The sequence below is a fragment of the Streptomyces sp. B15 genome (genome assembly GCF_018070605.1).
GTDB classification, from domain to species: domain Bacteria; phylum Actinomycetota; class Actinomycetes; order Streptomycetales; family Streptomycetaceae; genus Streptomyces; species Streptomyces smyrnaeus.
The window spans coordinates 94,311-116,252 of the sequence record NZ_JAGPXJ010000010.1 but is presented as its reverse complement, the minus strand read 5'-3'; the positions used below and the strand labels follow the sequence as shown (position 1 = coordinate 116,252).

The following is a 21,942-nucleotide window of genomic DNA, read 5'->3' as shown; positions in this document are numbered from 1 at the left end:
CCGGACCCCTTTCCGCCGCGATGGCGGCGCGCCACGACGGCGAGGGTCCGGCGGAATCAATGGCGGCCCCAGCCAGTACGTTCGGGGCCTACTTGTTGGCGGCGGCCTCTTCCGCCTTCTTCTGCAGGTCGCCGAGGACCTTCTTCGGGTCCTCCTTGGCGGCCTTGCCACCGGTCTTCTTGATCTCGGCGGAGACAATGTCCCAGGACGGGTCGCCCAGCGGGTAGAACTTCGCGTTCTCCAGCTCGTCGAAGAAGGGCTTCAGGTCCTCGTGCTTGCCGTTGGACTGCATCGTCTTGAGCGCGTCCTGGGTGACCGGCGGGAAGTTGTACATCTCATCGAACTTCAGCATCTTCTTCGTGTACACGAAGTCGAGGAAGGTCTTGATCTGCTTCTGCTTGCCGCCGTCCTTGAAGGCCATCATCCAGTCGGCGACACCGAGCGTGGACTTCAGCGGGCCTTCCTTGCCGGGAATGGTGACGACGCCGTAGTCGACCTTGCCCTGCTTGGCCATCTGGACGAGGCTCGGGTGGCCGTTGAGCATGCCGACCTTGCCCGCGGCGAAGTCCGCGAAGGCTTCCTTGCGGTCGGTGGTGCCCGGGTTGGCGTACGTCAGCCCCGGCTTGACCAGGTTCTTCTGGAGCCACTCGAAGGTCTCGACGTTCTGCTTGCTGTCGATGGTGTACTTGCCGCTGTCGTCGGTGTAGCCACCGCCGTTGCCCAGCTCCCACATCATCATCTCGCCCTGGGCCTCTTCGGGGCCGAGAGGCAGCGCGTAGGGGGTGTCGGCGGCCTTGGACTTCTTTATCTTCTGGGCGGCGTCGGCCAGCTCGTCCCAGGTCTTCGGCGGGTTCTTGACGCCCGCCTTCTTGAAGACCTCCTTGTTGTAGAAGAGCACGCGGGAGGAGGAGACCCACGGGATGCCGTACTGGGTGCCGTCCACCTCGCCGGCCTTGGCGAAGGAGGGGATGAGGTTCTGCTTCGTCTTGGGCGAGAGAACGTCGTCGGCCTTGTAGAGCAGGTCGTCGGCGACCTTGTCCGCGTAACCGCCGGTCTGCAGCAGGTCCGGAACGTTTCCGCTCTGGATCATCGTCTTGACCTGCTTGTCGATGTCGTTCCAGTTGATGACCTGGACGTCGACCTTGATGTCCTTGTGCTTCTTCTCGAAGTCCTTGACGACCTGGTCCCAGTAGATCTTGGAGGCGTTGGACTTCTTGTCGCCGTAGTCGGCGGCCACCAGTTTGATGGTGTTCTTGTCCCCGGAGCCCCCGTCGTCACCGCCACAGGCGGTGACGCTCAGTGCCATGGCGAGCGCCGCGGCACCGGCCGCCACTGCTCTCTTGTTCATGTTGCTCAACCCTTCGACATCGGTGTCGACTTGCTCGCAGGTGATACGTCACTCCGGGCGCGACCCGGATCCCCCAGGCAACGTCGGGCGAGGAGAGCCCCGACTGCTTGGCGAGGTGATCCCCGTGCCGCTACGGCGCAGAGACTACTCACGGCATATTCCGCCGCACAGGTCTAGGCCACTTTCGTGGCCAACCTGAAATCACCGTCCGCCACCGCCGGTTCCCGGCGGCTCATTTGATGGCGCCGGCGGTCAGCCCGGCCTGCACCTGACGCTGGAAGACGGCATAGACCACCAGCACCGGGACCATGGCGATGGTCAGCCCGGCGAACAGGGCGCCCCAGTCTCCCGCGTAGCCCTGGGAGACCGTCAACGCCGCCAGCCCCTGGGGCAGGACGTAGTTGTTCTCGTCCTCGTTGTTGAGCAGCAGCGGCAGCAGATACTGGTTCCACTGACCGAGGAAGTTGAAGATGCCGATGCTCACCAGCCCGGGCTTGGCCATCGGCAGCATCACCTGGAAGAAGGTCCGGGTGTGCGAGGCGCCGTCGATCATCGCCGCCTCCTGGACCCCGCTGGGCAGCGTCCTGAAGAACGAGGTCAGGAAGAAGGTGGTGAACGGCAGCGAGTAGGCGATGTAGGCGATGATCAGCCCCGGCCGGGTGTCCAGCAGGGACATGTTGTCCATGATCGTGAACAGCGGGATCAGCGCCAGGATCACCGGGAACATCATCCCGCCCGCGAACAACAGGAAGATGAACCTGTTGCCGGGGAAGGTGAAACGGGCGATGACGTAGGCGGCCATCGAGCCCAGCAGCATGGTACCGGTCAGCGAGCCGGCCAGGATGACCAGGGAGTTGAACGCGTACCGGCCGATCTTCGCCTCGGTCCAGGCGTTGGCGAAGTTCTGCCAGTGGATCGAGGTGGGCAGCCCCATCGGGTCGTTGAGGAAGTCCGCCGTGGGCCGGAAGGCCGTCATCGCCACCCAGATCAGCGGCCCCGCCGCCATCACGACCCAGGCGATCAGAAAGGCGTGCGAGAAGACGTTCAACGCGCCGCGTTCGCCGGAGCCCCCGTCCTTCCTCCCGGCGGTCCGACGGCCGGCGGCCGGCTCGGACCCGGACGTGGCGGAGGCGGTCGGCTGGTCGGTGACTGCGTCGGTGGGCATCGGTTCGGCACTCATCGCTTCCCGCTTCTCAGTACTCGATCTGGTCACGGCGTCCGATCCTCATCACGATCAGCGTGAAGATCATGCTCAGCACGAGGAGCACCACGCCGATGGCCGTGGCGTAGCCGAACTGGCCTTCCCGGAACCGCTCGTAGAGGTAGACGGGGGTCACCTTCAGCGCGTGCGGCGGCACCATGATCAGGACGACCGCGAAGGCGTCCAGGGCCTGGATACCCATGTAGACCCAGCCGGTGCGCACGGTGTCCCAGATCAGCGGCAAGGTGACCCGGAAGAAGGTGGCAGCCCGCCCGGCACCGTCCAGCAGCGCGGCCTCGTAGACGTCCTTGGGGATCGCACCCATGGCGGCGGAGAAGAGCACCACGTAGAACCCGACGAAGCTCCAGGCGATCACCGCCATGGTGGAGAAGAGGGCGAGCTCGTAGTCGCCGCCGAGCCAGCGCTGTTCGAGGCCCTCCAGGCCCACGGAGCCGAGCAGACCGTTGAGCAGGCCGCTCCGGGAGCTGTAGACCTGCTGCCACACCACGGCGATCAGCGCGATGGACAGCACCTGCGGGAAGAAGTAGACGATCTTGTAGAGCGAGGAGCCCGCCACGCCCGAGATCGCCTGGCCCCTGCGGTGCCGTCCGCCCGCGGTGATCATGTAGGCGAAGAAGATTCCCAGTACCAGGGTGATCAGCGGAACGACGACCAGCAGCAGCAGGCTGGACTGCAGGGAGTCCCAGAACTTCTCGTCGTTCCACATCTTCACGTAGTTGTCGCCGCCGACGAAGTTCGCCGTGGCACCGCCCGCCCAGTCCGTGAACGAGTAGTAGATCGCCTGGAGGAACGGGGAGATCACGAACACCGCGTAGAAGAGCAGCGGCAGGGCCAGGAAGCCCACGATGAAGCGGTACTTGTCCAGCGTCCGGTACCGGCGGTCGTTGCGCACCCGCTCCGGAGTGAACCGGGGCGGCAGGATGATGGCGAGCGCGAAGGCCGGTCCACCGCTGGTCCGCGTTCGCCCGGAAGGCCGCTTCCCGCTCGTCTGCCCGCCCGTGGCCGGCTGTGTCTCAGTCTTCACGCCGCTCCGATTCTCCCTGCGGCTCCGCCGCTGTCCGGTCGCTCAGGACTTCTTGATCTTGGTGACGTCGGGGTCCTTGGCGGTGCGGTCGGCGGCCTTCTGCATCGCGTTCATGGCCTCCTTCACCGAGGTCTCGCCGTTCATGAACTTCCCGATGACGGAGTCGAAGTCCACCCGCCACAGATCGGCGTACCACTCCTTGAAGAACGCGATCACGATGTTGTCACCGGCGGCCTTGACGGCCTGCTGCGCGCTCTTCACGCCCGGCGGCAGTTCCATGCCGTCGATGGCGCCCTTGACCACGGGCATCGAGGAGACCTCGCGGAAGAGGTTCACCGCGGCCTTCTTGCTGTACATCATCCGCATCCACTCCAGGCCGCCCTGCCGGTTCGAGGCCTTGGCCGGGATGATGTAGGGCTCACCGGGAGGGGCGTAGAGGGTGCCGAAGGGCATCGGGTCGCCCTTGTCGAAGGAGGGCGACGCGCCGACGCGCATCTCGAAGTTCTTGGGCGTGGTGTCCTTCGCCTCGTTCTCCACCCAGGAGCCGTCCGGAATGAAGACGGCCTTGCCCTTCGTCCAGGCGGTCTGCGCCTCGATGTGAGCGTTCTTGCCGTCGAAACCGGTCAGCACGTACTTCTTGGCGAGCAGTTCCTCATAGGCCTCGAAGACCTGTTTGACCGCGTCGGTCTTCCAGGCGTTCGGCTCCAGGTAGTCGAAGGCGTCGAGCTGCTTGCGCCCGCCCGCCTGGCCGAACATGGAGTACATGCTGAAGAACATGTAGCGGGGGTGCCCTGCCGGGTACGTCCAGCCGTGCAGGCCCTTCTTCTTGGCCTTCTTGCAGAGGGCCAGCATGTCGTCCCAGGTCTTCGGGTATTCGGTCTCCAGCCGCTCGCGGAGCATCGTGTCCGAGTACCAGATGCCGTAGACGGTCTGGGCGATGTTCAGCTGGTAGCAGGCCTCGGTGCCGAACTGGCCCATCTCCAGGACGCCGGGCACCAGGGTGTCGCGCACCTTGACGTCCGGGTCGTCCCAGCTCGGGGCGTCGAGAAGTTCGGTGACATCGCTGACCTGCTTGTTCTTGACGAGCTTCGAGATGGACATCATCTCGGCGCCGGAGTTGTTGACCACGTCCGGCGGGTCGCCCTTGATGATCCGCGGCTGGACCTGGGTGGCGATGCGTTCGGTCTTCTTCTGGTCGACCTCCGCCTTCGGATACCGCTTCTCGTACATGTCACTGACGAAGCGCGCGTACTTGTCGTCGTATCCGCCGTTGAAGATATACGCCTGAAGAGCGGCGTTGTCTTTGACGCCCAACGGATTCTTGGCCGACTTCTTGCCCTTTTCGGCCTTCGTGTCCTCGTCGCCGCCCGTTGCGCAGGACGTCAGCGAGCCGAGGGCCGGCACGGCGAGCAGTCCGGCCGCGGTGGCCTTGACGACATCGCGACGGTTGACGCTGTTGGTTCCCATGCTCAAGTCCTCGCCTTCTCCAGGACTCAGGCGGTGTACCGGTCTCCCGTCAACTCGCCACCGGCGAAGGGCCCGACACCGCGGGTCAGTTCAAGCTGAGTGGTGCGGATCTTGCGGATGGTGCGCCAGTGAATCGGCGCCCGCGCGCGGGTACCGTTCGAGGTGGGACAGGTATAGTCCACTCTCCGCCACCTGGGCAAGATCGAGAACAGTTCGACCGACCATCTTTCCCGAGTTGAGACCTGTGCTGATTCCTCCTTCTTCCGGTATCCCCAACTGACTTGACACCAGGGCGCGTAGATACGTTACTGGTCGCTGAAATCCATAGATTGACAACGTTGTCGGCCTGCCTGCTGAGAGGTCCGTGTGCGTCAGCCGTGGAAGACCCAGGCCAAGGTCCGCGAGGTCCTCTCCCGGCTCTACGTCGGCAGCGAGATCGGCCAGGGCTACCCGGGCGACGAGGACAACGGGGAGATGTCGGCCTGGTACATCTTCAGCGCGCTGGGCTTCTACCCGCTGGTGATGGGCTCCCCCGAGTACGCGGTCGGCTCCCCGCTGTTCACCAAGGCCACCGTCCATCTGGAGGGCGGCCGCGACCTGGTGGTCAAGGCGCCCGGGAACAGTAAGCGGAACGTCTACGTCCAGGGGTTGAAGGTCGACGGCAAGAAGTGGCACTCCACCGCGCTGCCGCACAAGCTGCTGGCCGACGGCGGAACCCTGGAGTTCACCATGGGGCCGGAGCCGTCCAAGTGGGGCACGGGAGGCGACAGCGCCCCGTCGTCGATCACCCACGACGACAAGGTGCCCTCCCCGCAGGCCGACGTCAGCGAGGCCGACGACTCCCCACCGCTGGACAACACCTCCAGCACGGCCGCCGATGTCACCTTCGATCCCGTCCCGGTGGCCGAGGGCGCCCGCGTCACCTCCTACACCCTCACCTCCGACGACCGCGCGGTGGCGCCCGGCGGCTGGCGGCTGGCGGCTGGCGGGGTCGCGGGACGGCAAGCGGTGGCACACGGTGGACCGGCGTACGGGCGAGACCTTCCGCTGGGACAAGCAGACCCGGGTGTTCCAGCTTCCGCACACCGCCCGCTACCGCGGCTACCGGCTGGTTGCGGCTGGGCCGAAGGCCCGGCTGGCGGAGGTGGAACTGCTGGGCAGGCGCTGAGCGCACCGCCTCCCCGGCCAGGGGCTGGGCTTCCCGCTCAGCCCCTGACCGGAACCGCCCGGCCGTGAGGAACCGGAACCGACCGGCACCGGCACCGGCACCAGCACCGCGGACGGGCGAAACCGCGGACGGGCCGCGCCCCTGCCGGGGTGCGGCCCGTCGTCGTACGACCCGAGCGGCTGATGTCAGTCGCGGATCAGCGAGCGCAGGACGTACTGGAGGATGCCCCCGTTGCGGTAGTAGTCGGCCTCGCCGGGGGTGTCGATGCGCACCGTGGCGTCGAACTCCACGCCGGTGTCCGTGGTGACCTTCACCGTGGCCGGGACCTCACCGTCGTTGAGCGCGGTGATGCCCGTGATGGAGAAGGTCTCCTCACCGGTCAGCCCCAGGTCGAGGGCGGAGCCACCGGTGGGGAACTGCAGCGGCAGGACACCCATGCCGATGAGGTTCGAGCGGTGGATGCGCTCGTACGACTCGGCGATGACGGCGCGCACGCCCAGCAGCGCGGTGCCCTTGGCCGCCCAGTCGCGGGAGGAACCGGAGCCGTACTCCTTGCCCGCGAGGATGACCAGCGGGGTGCCCTGCGCCTGGTAGTTCTGCGCGGCGTCGTAGATGAAGGAGACCGGGGCCCCGCCCTCTTCGTTCTCCCGGGTGAAGTCCCGCGTGAAGCCGCCCTCGGTGCCCGGCGCGATCTGGTTGCGCAGCCGGATGTTGGCGAAGGTGCCGCGGATCATGACCTCGTGGTTGCCGCGCCGCGAGCCGTAGCTGTTGAAGTCGCGGCGCTCGACACCGTGCTCGGTCAGGTACTTGCCCGCCGGGGTGTCGGCCTTGATGGCACCGGCCGGGGAGATGTGGTCGGTGGTGACCGAGTCGCCCAGCTTGGCCAGTACGCGGGCACCGGAGATGTCCTCGACCGGGGCCGGGTCCATGCCCATGCCCTCGAAGTACGGGGGCTTGCGGACGTAGGTGGACTGCCGGTCCCACTCGAAGGTGTCGCCGGTCGGAACCGGGAGGGCCTGCCACTGGGCGTCACCGGCGAAGACGTCGGCGTAGTCCTTGGTGAACATCTCCTGGCCGATGCAGGAGGCGACGACCTCCTCGACCTCCTGCTCGGAGGGCCACAGGTCGGACAGGTGGACCGGGTTGCCGTCCTGGTCGGTGCCGAGGGCCTCGGTGGTGATGTCAACCTTCATCGAGCCGGCGATGGCGTAGGCGACCACCAGCGGCGGGGACGCCAGGTAGTTCATCTTGACGTCCGGGTTGATCCGGCCCTCGAAGTTGCGGTTGCCGGACAGGACGGAGACGACGGCCAGGTCGTTCTCGTTGACGGCCTTGGAGACCTCGTCCGGCAGCGGGCCGGAGTTGCCGATGCAGGTGGTGCAGCCGTAACCGACGAGGTTGAAGCCCAGCTTGTCCAGGTACGGGGTGAGACCGGCGCGGTCGTAGTAGTCCATGACGACCTGCGAGCCGGGGGCCAGGGTGGTCTTGACCCAGGGCTTGCGGGTCAGGCCCTTCTCCACCGCCTTCTTGGCCAGCAGCGCCGCGCCGACCATGACGTACGGGTTGGAGGTGTTGGTGCAGGAGGTGATGGCGGCGACGGCCACGGCACCGTGGTCGAGGTCGTAGGTGACCCCGTCGGGGCCGGTGACCTGGACCGGCTTGCTCGGCACGCCGTTGGAGACGGCCGGGGCGTCGGAGGCCGGGAAGGACTCCTTGCCCGCCTCGTCGGTGTCCGCCTCGGAGACGTAGTTGACGACGTCCTGGCCGAACTTGTGCGCGGCGTCGGCGAGCGCGATGCGGTCCTGCGGGCGCTTCGGGCCGGCGATGGAGGGAACGACCGTGGAGAGGTCCAGCTCCAGGTACTCGCTGTACTCCGGCTCCTGCGCGGGGTCGTGCCACAGGCCCTGCGCCTTGGCGTAGGACTCGACCAGCGCCAGCTGCTCGGAGCTGCGGCCGGTCAGCTTGAGGTAGTTGATGGTCTCCTCGTCGATCGGGAAGATCGCCGCGGTGGAACCGAACTCCGGCGACATGTTGCCGATCGTGGCGCGGTTGGCGAGCGGCACGGCGCCGACGCCCTGACCGTAGAACTCCACGAACTTGCCGACGACACCGTGCGCGCGCAGCATCTCGGTGATGGTGAGCACCAGGTCGGTGGCGGTGGTGCCGGTGGGCAGCTCACCGGTGAGCTTGAAGCCGACGACCCGCGGAATGAGCATCGAGACGGGCTGGCCCAGCATCGCGGCCTCCGCCTCGATGCCGCCGACGCCCCAGCCGAGGACACCGAGGCCGTTGACCATGGTGGTGTGCGAGTCGGTGCCCACCAGCGTGTCGGGGTAGGCCTGGCCGTTCCGGACCATGACCGTGCGGGCCAGGTGCTCGATGTTGACCTGGTGCACGATGCCGGTGCCGGGCGGGACGACCTTGAACTCGTCGAAGGCGGTCTGGCCCCAGCGCAGGAACTGGTAGCGCTCGCGGTTGCGGCCGTACTCCAGCTCGACGTTCTTCTTGAACGCGTCGGAGGTGCCGAAGGTGTCGGCGATGACGGAGTGGTCGATGACCAGCTCGGCCGGGGCCAGCGGGTTGATGCGGTTGGCGTCGCCGCCCAGTTCCTTGACCGCCTCGCGCATGGTCGCCAGATCGACGACGCAGGGCACACCCGTGAAGTCCTGCATGATCACGCGGGCCGGCGTGAACTGGATCTCCTGGCTGGGCTGCGCCTTGGGATCCCAGTCGCCGAGCGCGCGGATGTGGTCGGCGGTGATGTTCGCGCCGTCTTCCGTGCGGAGCAGGTTCTCCAGCAGGACCTTCAGGCTGTACGGAAGCCGGGCGGAACCCTCTACTTTGTCCAGCTTGAAGATTTCGTACGACTCGTCGCCCACCTGCAGCGTGCTGCGGGCGTCGAAGCTGTTCGCCGACACGACAGTCTCCTTCAGTGCCTTGAGTGCATCGGCCGCCGGTGCGCTATGGTGAGCGGGACACGAAGTTAGGTAAGCCTTACCAATTCCTACCGACGCCAACCCGTTCCGCTCTGCGACAGCGACCGCGACGTATGCCGTCGCCAGTTATCTCGATGTCGAGATAACTCTAGTACACGACCGCCCGCCGGTCATGCCTGCCCCCGGGTGCCCACCGCGCGCCGCGCCGACACACGCACGCGCCATGGATCTGAGGCTCCGCCTGCCCCACAGTGGTGCCGTGGCCTCCACAGACCCGCCGGCCCCCGGCCCGCACGGCACCGAAGCCCCGCACGAGCCCGCACTGAAGCGGGCCATCGGGCCCAAGCTGCTGGTGCTGTTCGTGATCGGGGACATCTTGGGCACCGGCATCTACGCCACCACCGGCAAGGTCGCCGGCAAGGTCGGCGGAGCGCTGTGGCTGCCCTTCGCCATCGGCTTCGTCGTGGCGATGCTGACAGCGGCCTCGTACGTGGAACTGGTCGGCAAGTACCCGAAGGCCGCCGGAGCCGCGCTCTACACCCAGCGCGCCTTCAAGGTGCCCTTTCTGACGTTCATCGTCGCCTTCATGGTGATGTGCTCCGGGCTGGCCTCCGCCAGCGCCGCGGCACGGGCCTTCAGCGGGGACTACCTCGACGAGCTGACGAACGGCGCCCTGCCGCCGACCCTGGTGGCGATCCTGTTCGTACTGGCGCTGGCCGGACTGACCCTGCGCGGCGTCTCGGAGTCGGTGAAGACCAACGTCGTCTTCACCGTGGTGGAGCTCACCGGTCTGACCGTCATCCTCGCCATCGGAGCCGCCGCGGTGCTCACCGGCGACGGCGAACCCTCCCGGCTGGGCGACCTGGAGACCGGTGGCACCGGCTACGCGCTGATCTCCGGAGTGCTGGGCGCCACCGCGCTGGGGTTCTTCGCGTTCGTCGGGTTCGAGGACTCGGTCAACATGGCGGAGGAGACCGTGGACCCGCAGCGGGCGTTTCCGCGCGGCATCTTCATCGGCGTCGCGGTCACCGGCACCGTCTACGTCCTCGTCGCCCTGATCTCCTCGCTGCTCGTACCGACCAGCACGCTGGCAGGATCGAGCGGGCCGCTGCTGGAGGTGGTCAAGGCCGGCGGGGTCGACTTCCCGCACCGGCTCTTCGCCCTGATCGCCCTGTTCGCCGTCGCCAATTCCGCGCTGATCAACATCATGATGGCCTCCCGGCTGTGCTACGGCATGGCCAACGAGCGCATCCTGCCCCGCGCGATGGGCAGAGTGCTCCCCGGTCGCCGCACCCCCGTCGTCGGCATCGTCTTCGTGACGCTGCTCGCCCTCGGCCTGGTGTCGACGGGCGAGATCGCCGGCCTCGGGGACACCACGTCCTTCCTGCTGCTGTGCGTGTTCGCCGTGGTGAACGTGGCGGTGCTGGTACTGCGTCGCGACCGGGTCGCACACCAGCACTTCCGCGTCCCGACCGCCCTGCCCGTACTGGGCGCCGTCACCGCGCTGGTCCTGGCCAGTCCGCTGGCCGACCGCGCCACCGGGGTCTACATCCGGGCGGGCGTTCTGGTGCTGATCGGCATCGCACTGTGGGGCGTCAACAAGCTGGTGCTCAGGGCGAGCGGCGAGGACTGACCCGACCGGGCGAGGGCGGGGCGCAGGTCCGGGGCGCAGGTCCGGGGCGCAGGATCCCGTCTGCACCGGATCTGATGGGAGCGCAACCTGACTGCGGCATTCGGGCGGTTGCCCGGACGGCACACGCGTCTCACCACCCCCGGGTGCGTTCCTATCTCAGATCTGAGATACCGTTTCGTGTATGACCGACGACTACCTCGCACGTATCGGCCAGTTGATCCGCGACGCCCGTCAGCACCGGGGCTGGACCCAGTCGCAACTGGCGGAAGCGCTCGGCACCAGCCAGAGCGCCGTCAACCGGATCGAGCGCGGGAACCAGAACATCAGCCTTGAGATGATCGCCCGGATCTCCGAGGCGCTGGACAGCGAAATCGTGTCCCTTGGTTACTCGGGCCCGATGCATCTGCGAGTGGTGGGCGGACGGCACCTCTCCGGCAGCATCGACGTCAAGACGAGCAAGAACGCGTGCGTGGCCCTGCTGTGCGCCTCCCTCCTCAACTCCGGCCGTACGGTGCTGCGTCGGGTCGCCCGCATCGAGGAGGTCTACCGCATCCTGGAGGTGCTCTCCTCCATCGGCGTCCGCACCCGGTGGATCAACGGAGGCGCGGACCTGGAGATCGTCCCGCCGGCCGAACTCGACCTGGACTCCATCGACCAGGAGGCGGCGCGCCGCACGCGGAGCATCATCATGTTCCTCGGCCCGCTGCTGCACCGGATGGACCGCTTCCGCATCCCCTACGCGGGCGGTTGCGACCTGGGCACCCGCACGGTCGAGCCGCACATGAGCGCGCTGCGCCACTTCGGCCTGGCGGTCACCGCCACCGAGGGCATCTACCACGCCGAGGTGGAGACGGGCGTCGCACCCAAACGGCCGATCGTGCTGACCGAGCGCGGGGACACCGTCACCGAGAACGCGCTGCTGGCCGCCGCCCGGCACGACGGCGTCACGGTCATCCGCAACGCCTCGTCCAACTACATGGTCCAGGACCTGTGCTTCTTCCTGGAGCAGCTGGGCGTCCGGGTCGAGGGCATCGGCTCGACGACGCTGACGGTGCACGGCGTGCCCGTCATCGACACCGATGTGGACTACTCGCCCTCCGAGGACCCGGTCGAGGCGATGAGCCTGGTCGCCGCAGCCATCGTCACCGAGTCCGAGCTGACGGTGTGCCGGGTACCGGCCGAGTTCATGGAGATCGAACTCGCGGTCCTGGAGGAGATGGGCCTCGACTTCGACCGCAGCGCGGAGTACGCGGCCGACAACGGACGTACCCGGCTGACGGACCTGACGGTGCGCCCCTCCAAGCTGGAGGCGCCCATCGACAAGATCCACCCGATGCCCTTCCCCGGCCTCAACATCGACAACGTCCCCTTCTTCGCCGCCATCGCCGCCTCCGCGCAGGGCAAGACCCTCATCCACGACTGGGTCTACGACAACCGCGCCATCTACCTCACCGACCTCAACCGGCTCGGCGGCAGGCTGCAGTTGCTCGACCCGCACCGGGTACTGGTCGAGGGCCCCACCCGCTGGCGCGCCGCCGAGATGATGTGCCCCCCGGCGCTCCGCCCGGCCGTCGTGGTGCTGCTCGCCATGATGGCCGCGGAGGGCACCTCCGTGCTGCGGAACGTGTACGTCATCAACCGCGGCTACGAGGACCTGGCCGAACGCCTCAACGAGGTGGGAGCCCAGATCGAGACGTTCCGCGACATCTGAGGGCATGACCCGAGGGGCGATGCTCCGGGAGGGGGCGACGGTCAGGTCGGGCCGCCCCTCCCCCTCCAGGTCGACCCCGCGGTTCACCCCTTGAGGGAGGCCAGGCCGCGTTTGACGTCGTCCAGATTCATCGCCGGCTGGACGGTGACCTCGGCGCCCATCTCGTTGAAGAAGGGTTCGCTGAGCGCCACGAGCTGGGAGGAGTCCTGCATGTCGAACACCATCAGACAGCTCCGGTGGCCCCGGTCCGGGGTGAAGTAGGCGGCCTCCGGCTGAAGGCGCTGCAGCAGGGATTCGAGCAGCTCGCCCATCCGGCCGCTCTCGATCAGCTCGCTGCCCTTCTCCGTGTCCAGTCTGGCCTTCAGCAACATCCGCATGGTGCGGCCTCCTCGCAGGTCGGGGCGCCCGGGCTGCCGGGCGCTCCCACCCTCCCCCGAGGCGCGGTGCGGCGCGACAGTGCGGCGTCCAAGCAGGTGACCGGGGCGGGCGCCCCCTCCGTGCGGGTCGACGGGGAGTCAGGGCCGGGCGGTGCGCAGCGGGTCGTACGGCGTCAGGTCCAGTCTTACGTCCGGGTCCGGGTCCGGCTCCCGGCCGAGGGCCAGGCGGGCGGCGACGGCACCCACGAACGGGCCGGCCGTCAGGCCTCCCGAACCGAGGCCGTTGGCGACCACCAGGCCCTGCAAAGCCGGGACGGTGCCCAGCAGCGGAAGTCCGTCCGGGCCGGCCGGGCGAAAGCCGACCCGGGTCTCCAGGTGAGTGGCCGGGGCGAGGCCCGGCGCCACCGCCAGGGCCTGGTTCAGGACTTCGGCGAGGCCGCCTGCCGTGACACGGTGGTCGAAGCCGCCGCCGTCCTCGCGGGTGGCGCCGACGACGACGCGGGAGTCGTCGAAGGTGAGCAGGTAGTGGCCGGTGCCTGCCGGAAGAACGACCGGCCAGTGGGCCGTGTCGGTGCCGGGCAGCCGCAGGTGGACGATCTGGCCCCGCTGCGGAACGACTTCGACGCGTACCCCGACCGGATCCAGCAGCGCCCTCGACCAGGCGCCCGCGGCAGCCACCACGGCGTCCGCCCCGATCAGTTCGCCGGCCACCCGCACCCCGCGTACCCGGCCGTCGCGGGCCTCGATGCCCGCTGTGCCGGCGACCGTACGCAGTCCGTGCCGTTCGGCCGCCGCGACGAGCGCCGCGCGCAGTCTGCGGCCGTCCAACCGGGCGGCCCCGGACAGTTGCAGAGCGGTGCCGCCGAAGCCGCCGTCCTTGTGGCCGAGGGCGGGGAACAGCCGTCGGGCCTCGGTGGCGTCGACGGTGGTGACCTCGCCCGCGTGCGGGTCGGCCGCCGCGCGTGCCGTCACCCGCGCCCGCACCTGTTCGGCGCGCTCCTCGTCCGGTGGGAGCAGCAGCAGGGCGCCGACCTTGCGGTGGCCGACCTCGTGCTGTCCGTCCTCGGCGAGGGCCGCGAGCAGGCCCGGGTAGTGCGCGGCGCCGACCACGGCGAGGGGTTCCTCGTCCTGGCCGGTCCAGGGGCAGGTGATGCCCGCACCGGCCGCGGTGGCGCGGCCGGTGTGCGCGGCGTCGACCAGGACGGCCTCGGCTCCCGCCCGGACCAGCTCGTACGCCGTGGCCGCGCCGACGATTCCGGCTCCGATGACGACTACCCGCACCCCGACCCTGCCTCCTCAGCCCTGCCCGGTCTTTCGCAGCAGCATTCCCGCAGTTGCCCGCGGCCTTCCGCAGCTGCCCGCGGCCTTCCGCAGCCCTTCGCCGCTCATCGTGGCTTTCCGCGGCCCCTGGGGAGCCCGGACCAGGATCACCACCGGCGGGTCAGGCGTCAACGCCCGGTCGGTGCTGACTTCCGCTCCGTCGGCCGAGAGCCGTCACCAGGGCCGCGGCTGCCAGGTGGAGGAGCGCGACGAAGAGGGTGAGGACCAGGGCCGGGAGGTGGGCGAAGGCGCCGACGAGTGCGGTGCCCGCCGCCGCGGCGGTCAGCTTGAGCCCGGCGCCGAGGGTGAAGACCTGGGTGCGGGCCTCCTCGGGGGCGTGGTCGGCGCGGATGCGCAAGGTGGCCGTCAGCAGCGGACCGTCACCCAGCCCGGCGAGGGCGAACAGCACGACCGTCCATGGGAGTGACGGGGCGAGCGCCGCACCCGCCAGCGCCGTCGCGGTCGCCAGCAGGCCGAGGCGGGCCAGCCGCGCCGGGGCCGGTGCGCGACGCCACCGCGCCACCCCCAGCGAGCCGGCCAGCCCGCCCACCGCGAACGCCGTCAGCAGCACCCCGCCCGCGCCCGGTTCACCCCGCTGCGCGGCCAGCAGTACGGCCGTGACGGGAAGACCGCCGACGCCGAGGAAGGCCACGCAGGTCGCCACCGTGACGGCCCGCAACTGCGGGATGTGCCACAGGGCTCGCGCTCCGATGGCGAGTTCACCGGGTCGAAGCCCTCGCCTCAGGGGTGTGTGGCGGGGTGCGTCGCGGTCGGCGGCGGGGAGCCGTTGCGTCACGCAGAGGAGCGCGGCGCAGCTTGCCGAGGTCGCCAGGAGCGCCGTCGCCAGGGTCGCGGAGGCCGCGGTGGCCGCGGTGCTGACGGCGGCCGGGGCGGCGACGGCGGCGGCGTTGTAGGTGGTGGCGTCCAGGGCGTAGGCGCGGGTACGCGTACGACCGACGGGGACGCGGGTGGCGAGCAGGCTGGAGAGGCCACCGGTGACCATGGGCCCGACGCTGCCGCCGACCAGCGCGGCGCCGAGGGTCAGCGGCATCGGCGCCCGCCCCAGCGTCAGGCCCAGGAGGGCGATCGCCGCGCCGAAGACGGCCAGCGCGCAGCCGTGGAAGATGCGTGGGGCGCGGGCCCGTTCGGCCAGCGCGCCGACCACGGGGGCCGCCACCGCGTGCGGTGCCAGCCAGGCAGTCAGCACGAAGGCGCCCGATGCGGGGCTGCCCGTCCGCTCCACCGCGAGCAGGGCGAGCGCGATACCGACGCCCTCGTCCGCGAACCGCGCCAGGAAGGCCGTTGCCAGGTACGTCACCATCAGCGCGGCTCCCGCTCCCTCCACGCGCGTCACGCGCACGCGTAACGCCTTGTTTCTATAATGCGTTACATGGAGCAGTACGGCGACCCTCATGGCGACTCCCCCGGCCTGCGGCCCGGTCGGGGACCTCTTCCGGCCGGAGCCGGGGGGAGGCTGATCGACCTCGCCAACGCCGTACGCGAGGACCCCGCGCTGCCCCGGGACGCGATGGCGGCCCTCCTCGCCCGGCACGGTGAGACGGAACGGGAGTTGCGCGGCCTGACGGGTGGTGAAGCGGCAGCGCTGCGCCGGGCGGTCGCCCAGCTGACGGAGCGGGTGTTGACCGAGACCGACACCGACCGCGCGGCCGAGGCGCTCAACGCGCTGCTGGAGCGCTGCGCGGCCCGCCCCCGGCTGAGCAGACACGGCGGCCACCCCTGGCATCTGCACGTCGACCGGAGCGACGACGCGAGCTGGGCCGACTGGTTCACCGCTGCCGCCGCGCTCGCCCTCGCCCAGCTGCTGAGCGAGCGCGGCGGTATCGCCTGGGGCGAGTGCGCGGCACCCGGCTGCCGACGGCTCTTCCTCGGCGGCGGCCCCGGCGCCCGGCGCCGCTACTGTTCGCGCGCCTGCGCCACCCGCACGCGCGTCGCGGAGCACCGCCGCAGACAGCACGGCGGCTGATGCCGGTGAGCGCGGGTCTCAGGGCAGTACCGCGATGCCGTCCAGCTCGATCGACGCCTTCTCGTCCCACAGCCGCACCGCGCCGATGACCGCCATCGCCGGATAGTCGCGGCCCGCCAGTTCGCGCCATACGCGGCCGAGTTCGGCCGCGTGTGCCCGGTACGCGGGCACATCGGTGGTGTGGACGGTGACGCGGGCCAGATCCGCCGGTGTGCCGCCACAGGCGGCGAGGGCGGCCAGCAGATTGGTGAGCGCGATCCGGAACTGGCCGGGGAGGCTCTGCGCGGCGATCCGCCCGTCGCCGTCGAGTGCCGTCTGACCCGCGAGGAAGACCAGCCGGGAGCCGGTGGCCGTCACCGCGTGCGAGAAGCCGCGGGGCGGGGAGAGCTCCGCGGGGTTGACTCGGCGCAGAACGCCGTCACCGTCGGGTTCCGGGCTCATGGGCGCGGCACCTCCGCTTTCGCCGCGGCCCGCTCCCGGGCCTCGTGCGCTGGTGGTTCCCTGCGCGACTCCTTGTACAGCTCCTTGGCGATGAGGGAACGCTGCACCTCGCTGGCGCCCTCGTAGATGCGGGGTGCCCGCACCTCCCGGTAGAGGTGTTCGAGCAAGTGCCCGCGCTGCAGGGCGGCGGCTCCGTGGATCTGGACGGCGGCGTCCACCACGTACTGCGCCGTCTCGGTCGCCAGCAGCTTGGCCATGGCCGCGCGCCGCGCCAGGTCCCCGCCACCACCACCGCCACCGCCACCGCCACCGCCACCGCTGTCGTACGCGCACGCCGCCGCGTACACCAGCAGCCGGGCCGCCTCCGTACGGGTCGCCATCTCCGCCAACTGGTGCGAGACGGACTGCAGATCGCGCAGGGCGCCGCCGAACGCGCGGCGCCGGTCGGCGTGCGCGAGCGAGGCGTCGAGCGCGGCCTGCGCCATGCCAATGGCGAACGCGCCGACGCTGGGACGGAAGAGGTTGAGGGTGCGCATGGCCACCCCGAACCCCTCTCCCGGCTCGCCGAGGAGGTCGCTGCGGGTGACGCGTACGGCGTCGAAGGTGAGGGTGCCCAGGGCGTGCGGCGCGAGCATGTCGAGGGGCTCGCCAGCGAGCCCGGGCCGGTCGGCGGGGACCAGGAACGCGGTCACGCCCCGGGAGCCGGTGGCCTCGCCGGTGGTGGCCTCCCCGGTGCGGGCGAAGACGGTGTAGAAGTCCGCCCATGGCGCGTTGGAGATCCATGTCTTGGTGCCGGTCAGCCGCCAGCCGCCCGAGCCACCGGCACCATCCGAGCCGCCGCGGCCGACGCCGTCCGGTTCCGCGCGCAGTGCCAGCGCGGCGGCGTCGCTGCCCGCACCCGGCTCGCTCAACGCGAACGCCGCCACGGCCCGCCCCGCGGCGGCGGCCGGCAGCCAGCGGGTCCGCTGTGCGGCCGTACCCGCGTCGGCGACCGGCCCGGCGCCCAGTCCCTGGAGCGCGAGGGCGGTCTCGGCCTCCGGGCAGGAATACGCCAACGACTCGCGCAGCAGGCACAGTTCGAGTGCGCCGACCGGAGGCCATGGGGGTTCGGCAGGTACCGCGCGGGCCAGCAGCCCGAGCGCGCCGAGTTCGCGCAGCAGCCCTCTGTTGACCCTTCCGGGCTCGCCCTGGGCAGCCAGCGGGGCGAGCCGGTCGGCGCCCAGGCCGCGCAAGCGCGCACTCCACGCGCGCTGTGCAGGTGTGAGGGCGAACTGGCAGGTCGGTGGCGGGGTGGTGGTCATGGCGGCTCCCCTCGGCCGTGGCCCGGTGCGGCCCGGACCTCCGGGCCGTCACCTCCTGTCTATCGCGGACCATTGACTGCCGTCACCAACGCGTTACGCTCGACGCCACTCACCGTACCGCCGCAACACCGCCGCCGTACCGGCGCAGAACTGCCGCCGTACTGCCGCCGCACCGGCGCCGCCGGCAGCGCGTGGTCCGTCGGCCGACGTGCGGAAGGCCGCCCGCGAGGGGGTAGAACGGTCATGATTCCGACTCCGTCCGCACACGTCGACACCTTCGCACGGGACCATCTGCCGCCCCGGGACCAGTGGCCCGTTCTCCTGCTGGACGACCCCGCCCTCTCGTGCCCTGCCCGCCTCAACTGCGGCGCCGAGTTGCTGGACCGCACCATCGACCGGCTGGGCGCGGACCGGCCCGCCTTCCACTCCGGTGGGCTGCCGCCGCCCGAGGGCGAGCCGCACGGAGCTCCGACACCGCGGCGCACCTGGTCGTACGGCGAACTGCGCACCACCGTCGACCGGCTGGCCCATGTGCTGACGGGCGAGTTGGGTGTGGTGCCGGGCAACCGGGTGCTGCTGCGCGGGCCGACCAGCCCGGAACTGGCCGCCTGCTGGCTGGCGGTGATGAAGGCGGGTGCCGTGGCGGTGACCGTCCTCGCGGCGCACCGGGCACGCGAGTTGGCGACCATCTGTCGACTGGCGCGGATCACCCACGCGCTGTGCGACGCGCGGGTGGCCGACGAGTTGGCCAGGGCCGAGGTACCGGGGCTGTGTACACGGCAGTTCGTCGCCCGGGGCACTCCCCCGGCTTCCGCCGACGGCGCTCCCACCCGGACGAAGGCCCAAGGAGGTGAGGACGACGTGCTGCGGGTGGCGGCCTCCATGCCGGACCGGTTCGAGGCGGTCGCCACGGCGGCCGACGACGTGGCCCTCATCGCCTTCACCTCGGGCACCACCGGCAGACCCAAAGGGTGTGTGCACTTCCACCGGGATGTGCTGGCCGTCGCCGACACGTTCGCCGCGCGGGTGCTGCGCCCACGTGCCGACGACGTGTTCGCGGGGACGCCTCCGCTGGGCTTCACCTTCGGGCTGGGCGGGCTGCTGGTCTTTCCGCTGCGCGCCGGGGCCTCCGCGCTGCTCGACCAGTGGAGCGGCGCGGCCCGCACGCTGGCGGTGATCGCGGCCCACCGGGTCTCGGTGCTGTTCACGGCACCGACCGCCTACCGGGCGATGCTGCCGCTGCTGGACGAGCCGGGGCCGGCCGGTCCCCGCGATCTGTCGTCGCTGCGCCGCTGCGTCTCCGCCGGTGAGCATCTGCCCGCCGCCACCTGGGAGTCCTGGTACGCACGGACAGGGCTGCGGATCATCGACGGGATCGGGGCCACCGAGCTGCTGCACATCTTCATCTCGGCCGCCGACGAGGCGGTCCGGCCCGGCCGTACGGGAGTTCCCGTGCCCGGGTACCAGGCCCGGATCGTGGCGGAGGACGAGCGGGGGAAGCTGGTGCCGGTGCCGGACGGCACGCCGGGGCTGCTCGCGGTGCGCGGCCCGGTCGGCTGCCGCTATCTGGCGGACGAGCGCCAACGCGCGTACGTACGCGAGGGCTGGAACATCACCGGGGACACCTATGTGCGCGACGCGGAGGGCTACTTCCGCTTCGTGGCGCGCGCCGACGATATGATCATCTCGGCGGGGTACACCATCTCGGGCCCCGAGGTCGAAGAAGCGCTGCGGCGCCACCCGGACGTGTGCGAGGCCGCTGTGGTGGGCTGCCCCGACGAACAGCGTGGGCAACTGGTGGTCGCGCACGTGGTGCTGGCCTCGGAGGTCGAACCGGGCAGCGGCACGGCCGAGCGGCTGCGGCGGTTCGTGCGCGGGGAGCTGGCCGCGTACAAGTGCCCGCGCCGGTTCGTCTTCCCGAAGGCGCTGCCGCGCACCCCCACCGGCAAGCTGCAGCGCTACCGGCTGCGCGAGCGGGACCCGCAGCCGCAGCCGGGCGGCGGGACGGCCGGGCGGCAGCCCTAGAGTGACAGCGTGGTTCCAAACGTGTTTCCGCAGCTCGGCGAGGCTGCTCAGGCCCCCGGTGCTCCGCAGTTGAGCAAGCCCTCACCCGGCTCCCTCATCCTCACCTTCTACGGCGCCTACGGGCGTGAGCTCCAGCCCGGAGGCAGCGTCCCCGTCGCCGCCCTTATCCGGCTGCTCGGCGCCCTGGACATCGACGCGCCGGCGGTCCGCTCCGCGGTCTCCCGGCTCAAGCGGCGCGGACTGCTGACCGCGGACAGACCCGGCAGCAAGGCGGCCGGATATCGCCCCTCGCCCGCCGCCGACCAGCTCCTCGCCGACGGCGACCGCCGTATCTACAGCCGCCCCGAACCGGACGGCGACTGGCTGCTCGCCGTCTTCTCCGTGCCGGAGAGCGAACGCGACCGGCGGCACGTGCTGCGCTCCCGGTTGGCCCGGCTCGGTTTCGGCAACGCCGCACCGGGGGTGTGGATCGCGCCCTCGCACCTGGAGGACGAGACGCGGCACACGCTCGACCGGCTGGAACTGGCGCCTTACGTCGATCTGTTCCGCGGCCGCCACACCGGTTTCACGCCGACCGCCGAGGCGGTGGCGCGCTGGTGGGACCTGGAGGCCATCGCGGAGAGCCATCGCGCCTTCCTCGCCGAGCACGAGCCGGTACTGCGCCGCTGGACACGGCGCAGCCGGGTGCCCGGTCGACCGGCCTACCGGGACTATCTGCTCGCGCTGGACGCCTGGCGGCGGCTGCCCTACGCGGACCCGGGCCTGCCGACGGCGCTGCTGCCCGGGCGGTGGCCGGGCGAGCGCTCGGCGAAGGTGTTCGGCACCCTGCACGAGAAGCTGCGGGACGCCGGGTACGCGTACGTGAGCGAGGTGTGCGCGCAGACGCTCGGCCGCTGAAGGCGCGCCGGCCCGGCGCCGGACACCGCGCCGGGCACCTCGCAGGGGCCGTCGGCTCAGCCGTATCCGTTCCCGTCCCGCGGCGGAGCGTCGTCGGACGACTCGTCCCACCAGCGGTCGTCCGACTCCCGCCGGTTGCCGACGATCGCGGCGAGCGGCGGGATGACCATGGCCACGACGCACATCCCGACGGCGGCGGGCACCGACCACAGTCGTACGAACGCCCAGGCGCTGACGAACAGCACCAGGCAGATGACCATCAGCGTGAAATAGCGGCGCCGCCTGCGCGCGTACATGTATCCACCGTACGGCGGCGGCGCGCAGCCGTCAGGCCGGGCAGGTGACGAAGCGGCGGGCGAGTTTCTCCAGCGCGTCGGCGGTGGCCTCCGGGTCGGTGAGCGGGCTCAGATGGTGTGAGGTCCGCCGCAGCACCCGGTGGCCGATGGCCTCGGCGCGCATCGCGGTCTCCTCGTAGTGCGGGCTCAGCCGCAGATAAGCGGTGCGGGCGTGGTCGGAGTCGGGGACGGCGTGCGGGGCGCGCTCCTCGAAGTAGGCGAGGGGGAGCCGCGGGAGGCCGGTGCGGAAGCGCTCGCGCAGCACCGGATCGGGCACCTCGTCGATCAGCATCTGCTCGGGGAACCAGGTGTCCCAGGGTGGCAGCGAACCGTTCTCGGCCAGCTCGCGCAGTTGCCGGGCGAGCTGCGGCGGGGCCGCCTCCAGCCGGCTGGCCCCGGGGTGCGGCCACTGCGCGTCCACGTAGACCGTTCCGGCGACCCTGCGCAGCGGACGGCGCCCCTGGGTGAGGCGTTCGCGGAGCGCGGGGAGCAGCGGGCCGGCTCCGCCGTGTCCGGCCAGCACCACCGTGGCGGGGCGGGTCTCGTCCAGGGGCGCGGTCAGTCGGCCGGTCACGGCGTCCAGCAGTCCGGGGTAGTAGGGGCCCGTGCTGCTGTCGAAGGCTCCGGCGAGGCGGGGGACGCTGACCGTCCGGCCCCGTGCGCGCAGCGCGTCGGCGACCGGCTGCCAGATGAGGTCTCCGGTCAGCGGACTGTGCACCAGTACCAGTTCGGCCTGGTTCAGAGCGGGCACAT

General features: G+C 70.5%; 17 protein-coding genes and 1 pseudogene. 6 read left to right on the top strand and 12 right to left on the bottom strand.

Going from position 1 to position 21,942, the window contains the following annotated elements:
- Window positions 1-88: 88 nt before the first annotated feature.
- From KBY19_RS07630 to ngcE, 4 genes are all read right to left on the bottom strand, one after another.
- The gene (locus KBY19_RS07630; RefSeq protein WP_180289782.1) at window positions 89-1,348 is read right to left on the bottom strand and encodes an extracellular solute-binding protein; all 1,260 of its coding nucleotides are present in this window, start codon (window positions 1,346-1,348) and stop codon (window positions 89-91) included.
- Window positions 1,349-1,580: 232 nt separating this feature from the next.
- The gene (locus KBY19_RS07625) at window positions 1,581-2,528 is read right to left on the bottom strand and encodes a carbohydrate ABC transporter permease (protein ID WP_099884905.1); all 948 of its coding nucleotides are present in this window, start codon (window positions 2,526-2,528) and stop codon (window positions 1,581-1,583) included.
- 13 nt (window positions 2,529-2,541) lie between these two features.
- Complete coding sequence (locus KBY19_RS07620) at window positions 2,542-3,594, bottom strand: carbohydrate ABC transporter permease (protein ID WP_307842404.1); 1,053 nt, start codon at window positions 3,592-3,594, stop codon at window positions 2,542-2,544.
- Window positions 3,595-3,636: 42 nt separating this feature from the next.
- The gene (gene ngcE, locus KBY19_RS07615; protein ID WP_099884904.1) at window positions 3,637-5,061 is read right to left on the bottom strand and encodes an N-acetylglucosamine/diacetylchitobiose ABC transporter substrate-binding protein; all 1,425 of its coding nucleotides are present in this window, start codon (window positions 5,059-5,061) and stop codon (window positions 3,637-3,639) included.
- A gap of 372 nt (window positions 5,062-5,433) precedes the next feature.
- On the opposite strand from ngcE, the pseudogene KBY19_RS07610 reads away from it, so the two are divergent.
- Window positions 5,434-6,229 (top strand): annotated as a pseudogene (locus KBY19_RS07610) (glycoside hydrolase domain-containing protein); the annotation flags it as partial.
- 185 nt (window positions 6,230-6,414) lie between these two features.
- Here the strand turns inward: KBY19_RS07610 and acnA are convergent.
- The gene (gene acnA / locus KBY19_RS07605) at window positions 6,415-9,147 is read right to left on the bottom strand and encodes an aconitate hydratase AcnA (RefSeq protein ID WP_099884903.1); all 2,733 of its coding nucleotides are present in this window, start codon (window positions 9,145-9,147) and stop codon (window positions 6,415-6,417) included.
- Between the two features lie 340 nt (window positions 9,148-9,487).
- Between acnA and KBY19_RS07600 the strand changes: the two genes are divergently transcribed.
- Complete coding sequence (locus KBY19_RS07600) at window positions 9,488-10,798, top strand: APC family permease (RefSeq protein WP_099886849.1); 1,311 nt, start codon at window positions 9,488-9,490, stop codon at window positions 10,796-10,798.
- Window positions 10,799-10,979: 181 nt separating this feature from the next.
- Window positions 10,980-12,509 (top strand): UDP-N-acetylglucosamine 1-carboxyvinyltransferase, encoded by a 1,530-nt coding sequence (locus KBY19_RS07595; RefSeq protein ID WP_099884902.1) that lies wholly within the window; start codon window positions 10,980-10,982, stop codon window positions 12,507-12,509.
- 83 nt (window positions 12,510-12,592) lie between these two features.
- On the opposite strand, the gene KBY19_RS07590 is transcribed toward KBY19_RS07595, so the two are convergent.
- From KBY19_RS07590 to KBY19_RS07580, 3 genes are all read right to left on the bottom strand, one after another.
- The gene (locus KBY19_RS07590) at window positions 12,593-12,886 is read right to left on the bottom strand and encodes a hypothetical protein (RefSeq protein WP_099884901.1); all 294 of its coding nucleotides are present in this window, start codon (window positions 12,884-12,886) and stop codon (window positions 12,593-12,595) included.
- Window positions 12,887-13,024: 138 nt separating this feature from the next.
- Window positions 13,025-14,167 (bottom strand): FAD-binding oxidoreductase, encoded by a 1,143-nt coding sequence (locus KBY19_RS07585; RefSeq protein ID WP_210965442.1) that lies wholly within the window; start codon window positions 14,165-14,167, stop codon window positions 13,025-13,027.
- Between the two features lie 160 nt (window positions 14,168-14,327).
- Window positions 14,328-15,566, bottom strand: a complete 1,239-nt coding sequence (locus tag KBY19_RS07580) for an MFS transporter (protein ID WP_307842405.1) — start codon at window positions 15,564-15,566, stop codon at window positions 14,328-14,330.
- A gap of 30 nt (window positions 15,567-15,596) precedes the next feature.
- On the opposite strand from KBY19_RS07580, the gene KBY19_RS07575 reads away from it, so the two are divergent.
- Window positions 15,597-16,190, top strand: coding sequence for a CGNR zinc finger domain-containing protein (locus tag KBY19_RS07575; protein WP_210955765.1), 594 nt, complete (start codon window positions 15,597-15,599; stop codon window positions 16,188-16,190).
- A gap of 18 nt (window positions 16,191-16,208) precedes the next feature.
- On the opposite strand, the gene KBY19_RS07570 is transcribed toward KBY19_RS07575, so the two are convergent.
- Window positions 16,209-16,631, bottom strand: a complete 423-nt coding sequence (locus tag KBY19_RS07570) for a RidA family protein (RefSeq protein WP_210965441.1) — start codon at window positions 16,629-16,631, stop codon at window positions 16,209-16,211.
- Window positions 16,628-17,932, bottom strand: coding sequence for an acyl-CoA dehydrogenase family protein (locus KBY19_RS07565; protein WP_210965440.1), 1,305 nt, complete (start codon window positions 17,930-17,932; stop codon window positions 16,628-16,630). The genes KBY19_RS07570 and KBY19_RS07565 overlap by 4 nt, the downstream gene beginning before the upstream one ends.
- A gap of 243 nt (window positions 17,933-18,175) precedes the next feature.
- Here KBY19_RS07565 and KBY19_RS07560 point away from each other — a divergent pair, with 243 nt between their 5' ends.
- Together KBY19_RS07560 and KBY19_RS07555 are read left to right on the top strand one after the other, a co-directional pair.
- Window positions 18,176-19,957 carry an AMP-binding protein gene (locus KBY19_RS07560; RefSeq protein ID WP_210965439.1) on the top strand — a complete coding sequence of 594 codons (1,782 nt, stop codon included), beginning with the start codon at window positions 18,176-18,178 and terminating at the stop codon, window positions 19,955-19,957.
- A gap of 9 nt (window positions 19,958-19,966) precedes the next feature.
- Window positions 19,967-20,854, top strand: a complete 888-nt coding sequence (locus KBY19_RS07555) for a PaaX family transcriptional regulator C-terminal domain-containing protein (RefSeq protein ID WP_099884894.1) — start codon at window positions 19,967-19,969, stop codon at window positions 20,852-20,854.
- 56 nt (window positions 20,855-20,910) lie between these two features.
- On the opposite strand, the gene KBY19_RS07550 is transcribed toward KBY19_RS07555, so the two are convergent.
- Window positions 20,911-21,150 (bottom strand): DUF3099 domain-containing protein, encoded by a 240-nt coding sequence (locus KBY19_RS07550; protein WP_210955768.1) that lies wholly within the window; start codon window positions 21,148-21,150, stop codon window positions 20,911-20,913.
- A 31-nt stretch (window positions 21,151-21,181) separates the two neighbouring features.
- Window positions 21,182-21,940: a hypothetical protein gene (locus KBY19_RS07545; RefSeq protein ID WP_210965438.1), complete on the bottom strand. Its 759-nt coding sequence runs from the start codon at window positions 21,938-21,940 to the stop codon at window positions 21,182-21,184.
- Window positions 21,941-21,942 lie beyond the last annotated feature (2 nt).

Excerpts from the sequence above, each read along its gene's own strand:
- KBY19_RS07630 (WP_180289782.1), bottom strand. The coding sequence starts at position 1,348 with ATGAACAAGAGAGCAGTGGCGGCCGGTGCCGCGGCGCTCGCCATGGCA.
- KBY19_RS07625 (WP_099884905.1), bottom strand. The coding sequence starts at position 2,528 with ATGAGTGCCGAACCGATGCCCACCGACGCAGTCACCGACCAGCCGACC.
- ngcE (WP_099884904.1), bottom strand. The coding sequence starts at position 5,061 with ATGGGAACCAACAGCGTCAACCGTCGCGATGTCGTCAAGGCCACCGCG.
- KBY19_RS07595 (WP_099884902.1), top strand. The coding sequence starts at position 10,980 with ATGACCGACGACTACCTCGCACGTATCGGCCAGTTGATCCGCGACGCC.
- KBY19_RS07590 (WP_099884901.1), bottom strand. The coding sequence starts at position 12,886 with ATGCGGATGTTGCTGAAGGCCAGACTGGACACGGAGAAGGGCAGCGAG.
- KBY19_RS07575 (WP_210955765.1), top strand. The coding sequence starts at position 15,597 with ATGGAGCAGTACGGCGACCCTCATGGCGACTCCCCCGGCCTGCGGCCC.
- KBY19_RS07570 (WP_210965441.1), bottom strand. The coding sequence starts at position 16,631 with ATGAGCCCGGAACCCGACGGTGACGGCGTTCTGCGCCGAGTCAACCCC.
- KBY19_RS07565 (WP_210965440.1), bottom strand. The coding sequence starts at position 17,932 with ATGACCACCACCCCGCCACCGACCTGCCAGTTCGCCCTCACACCTGCA.
- KBY19_RS07560 (WP_210965439.1), top strand. The coding sequence starts at position 18,176 with ATGATTCCGACTCCGTCCGCACACGTCGACACCTTCGCACGGGACCAT.
- KBY19_RS07550 (WP_210955768.1), bottom strand. The coding sequence starts at position 21,150 with ATGTACGCGCGCAGGCGGCGCCGCTATTTCACGCTGATGGTCATCTGC.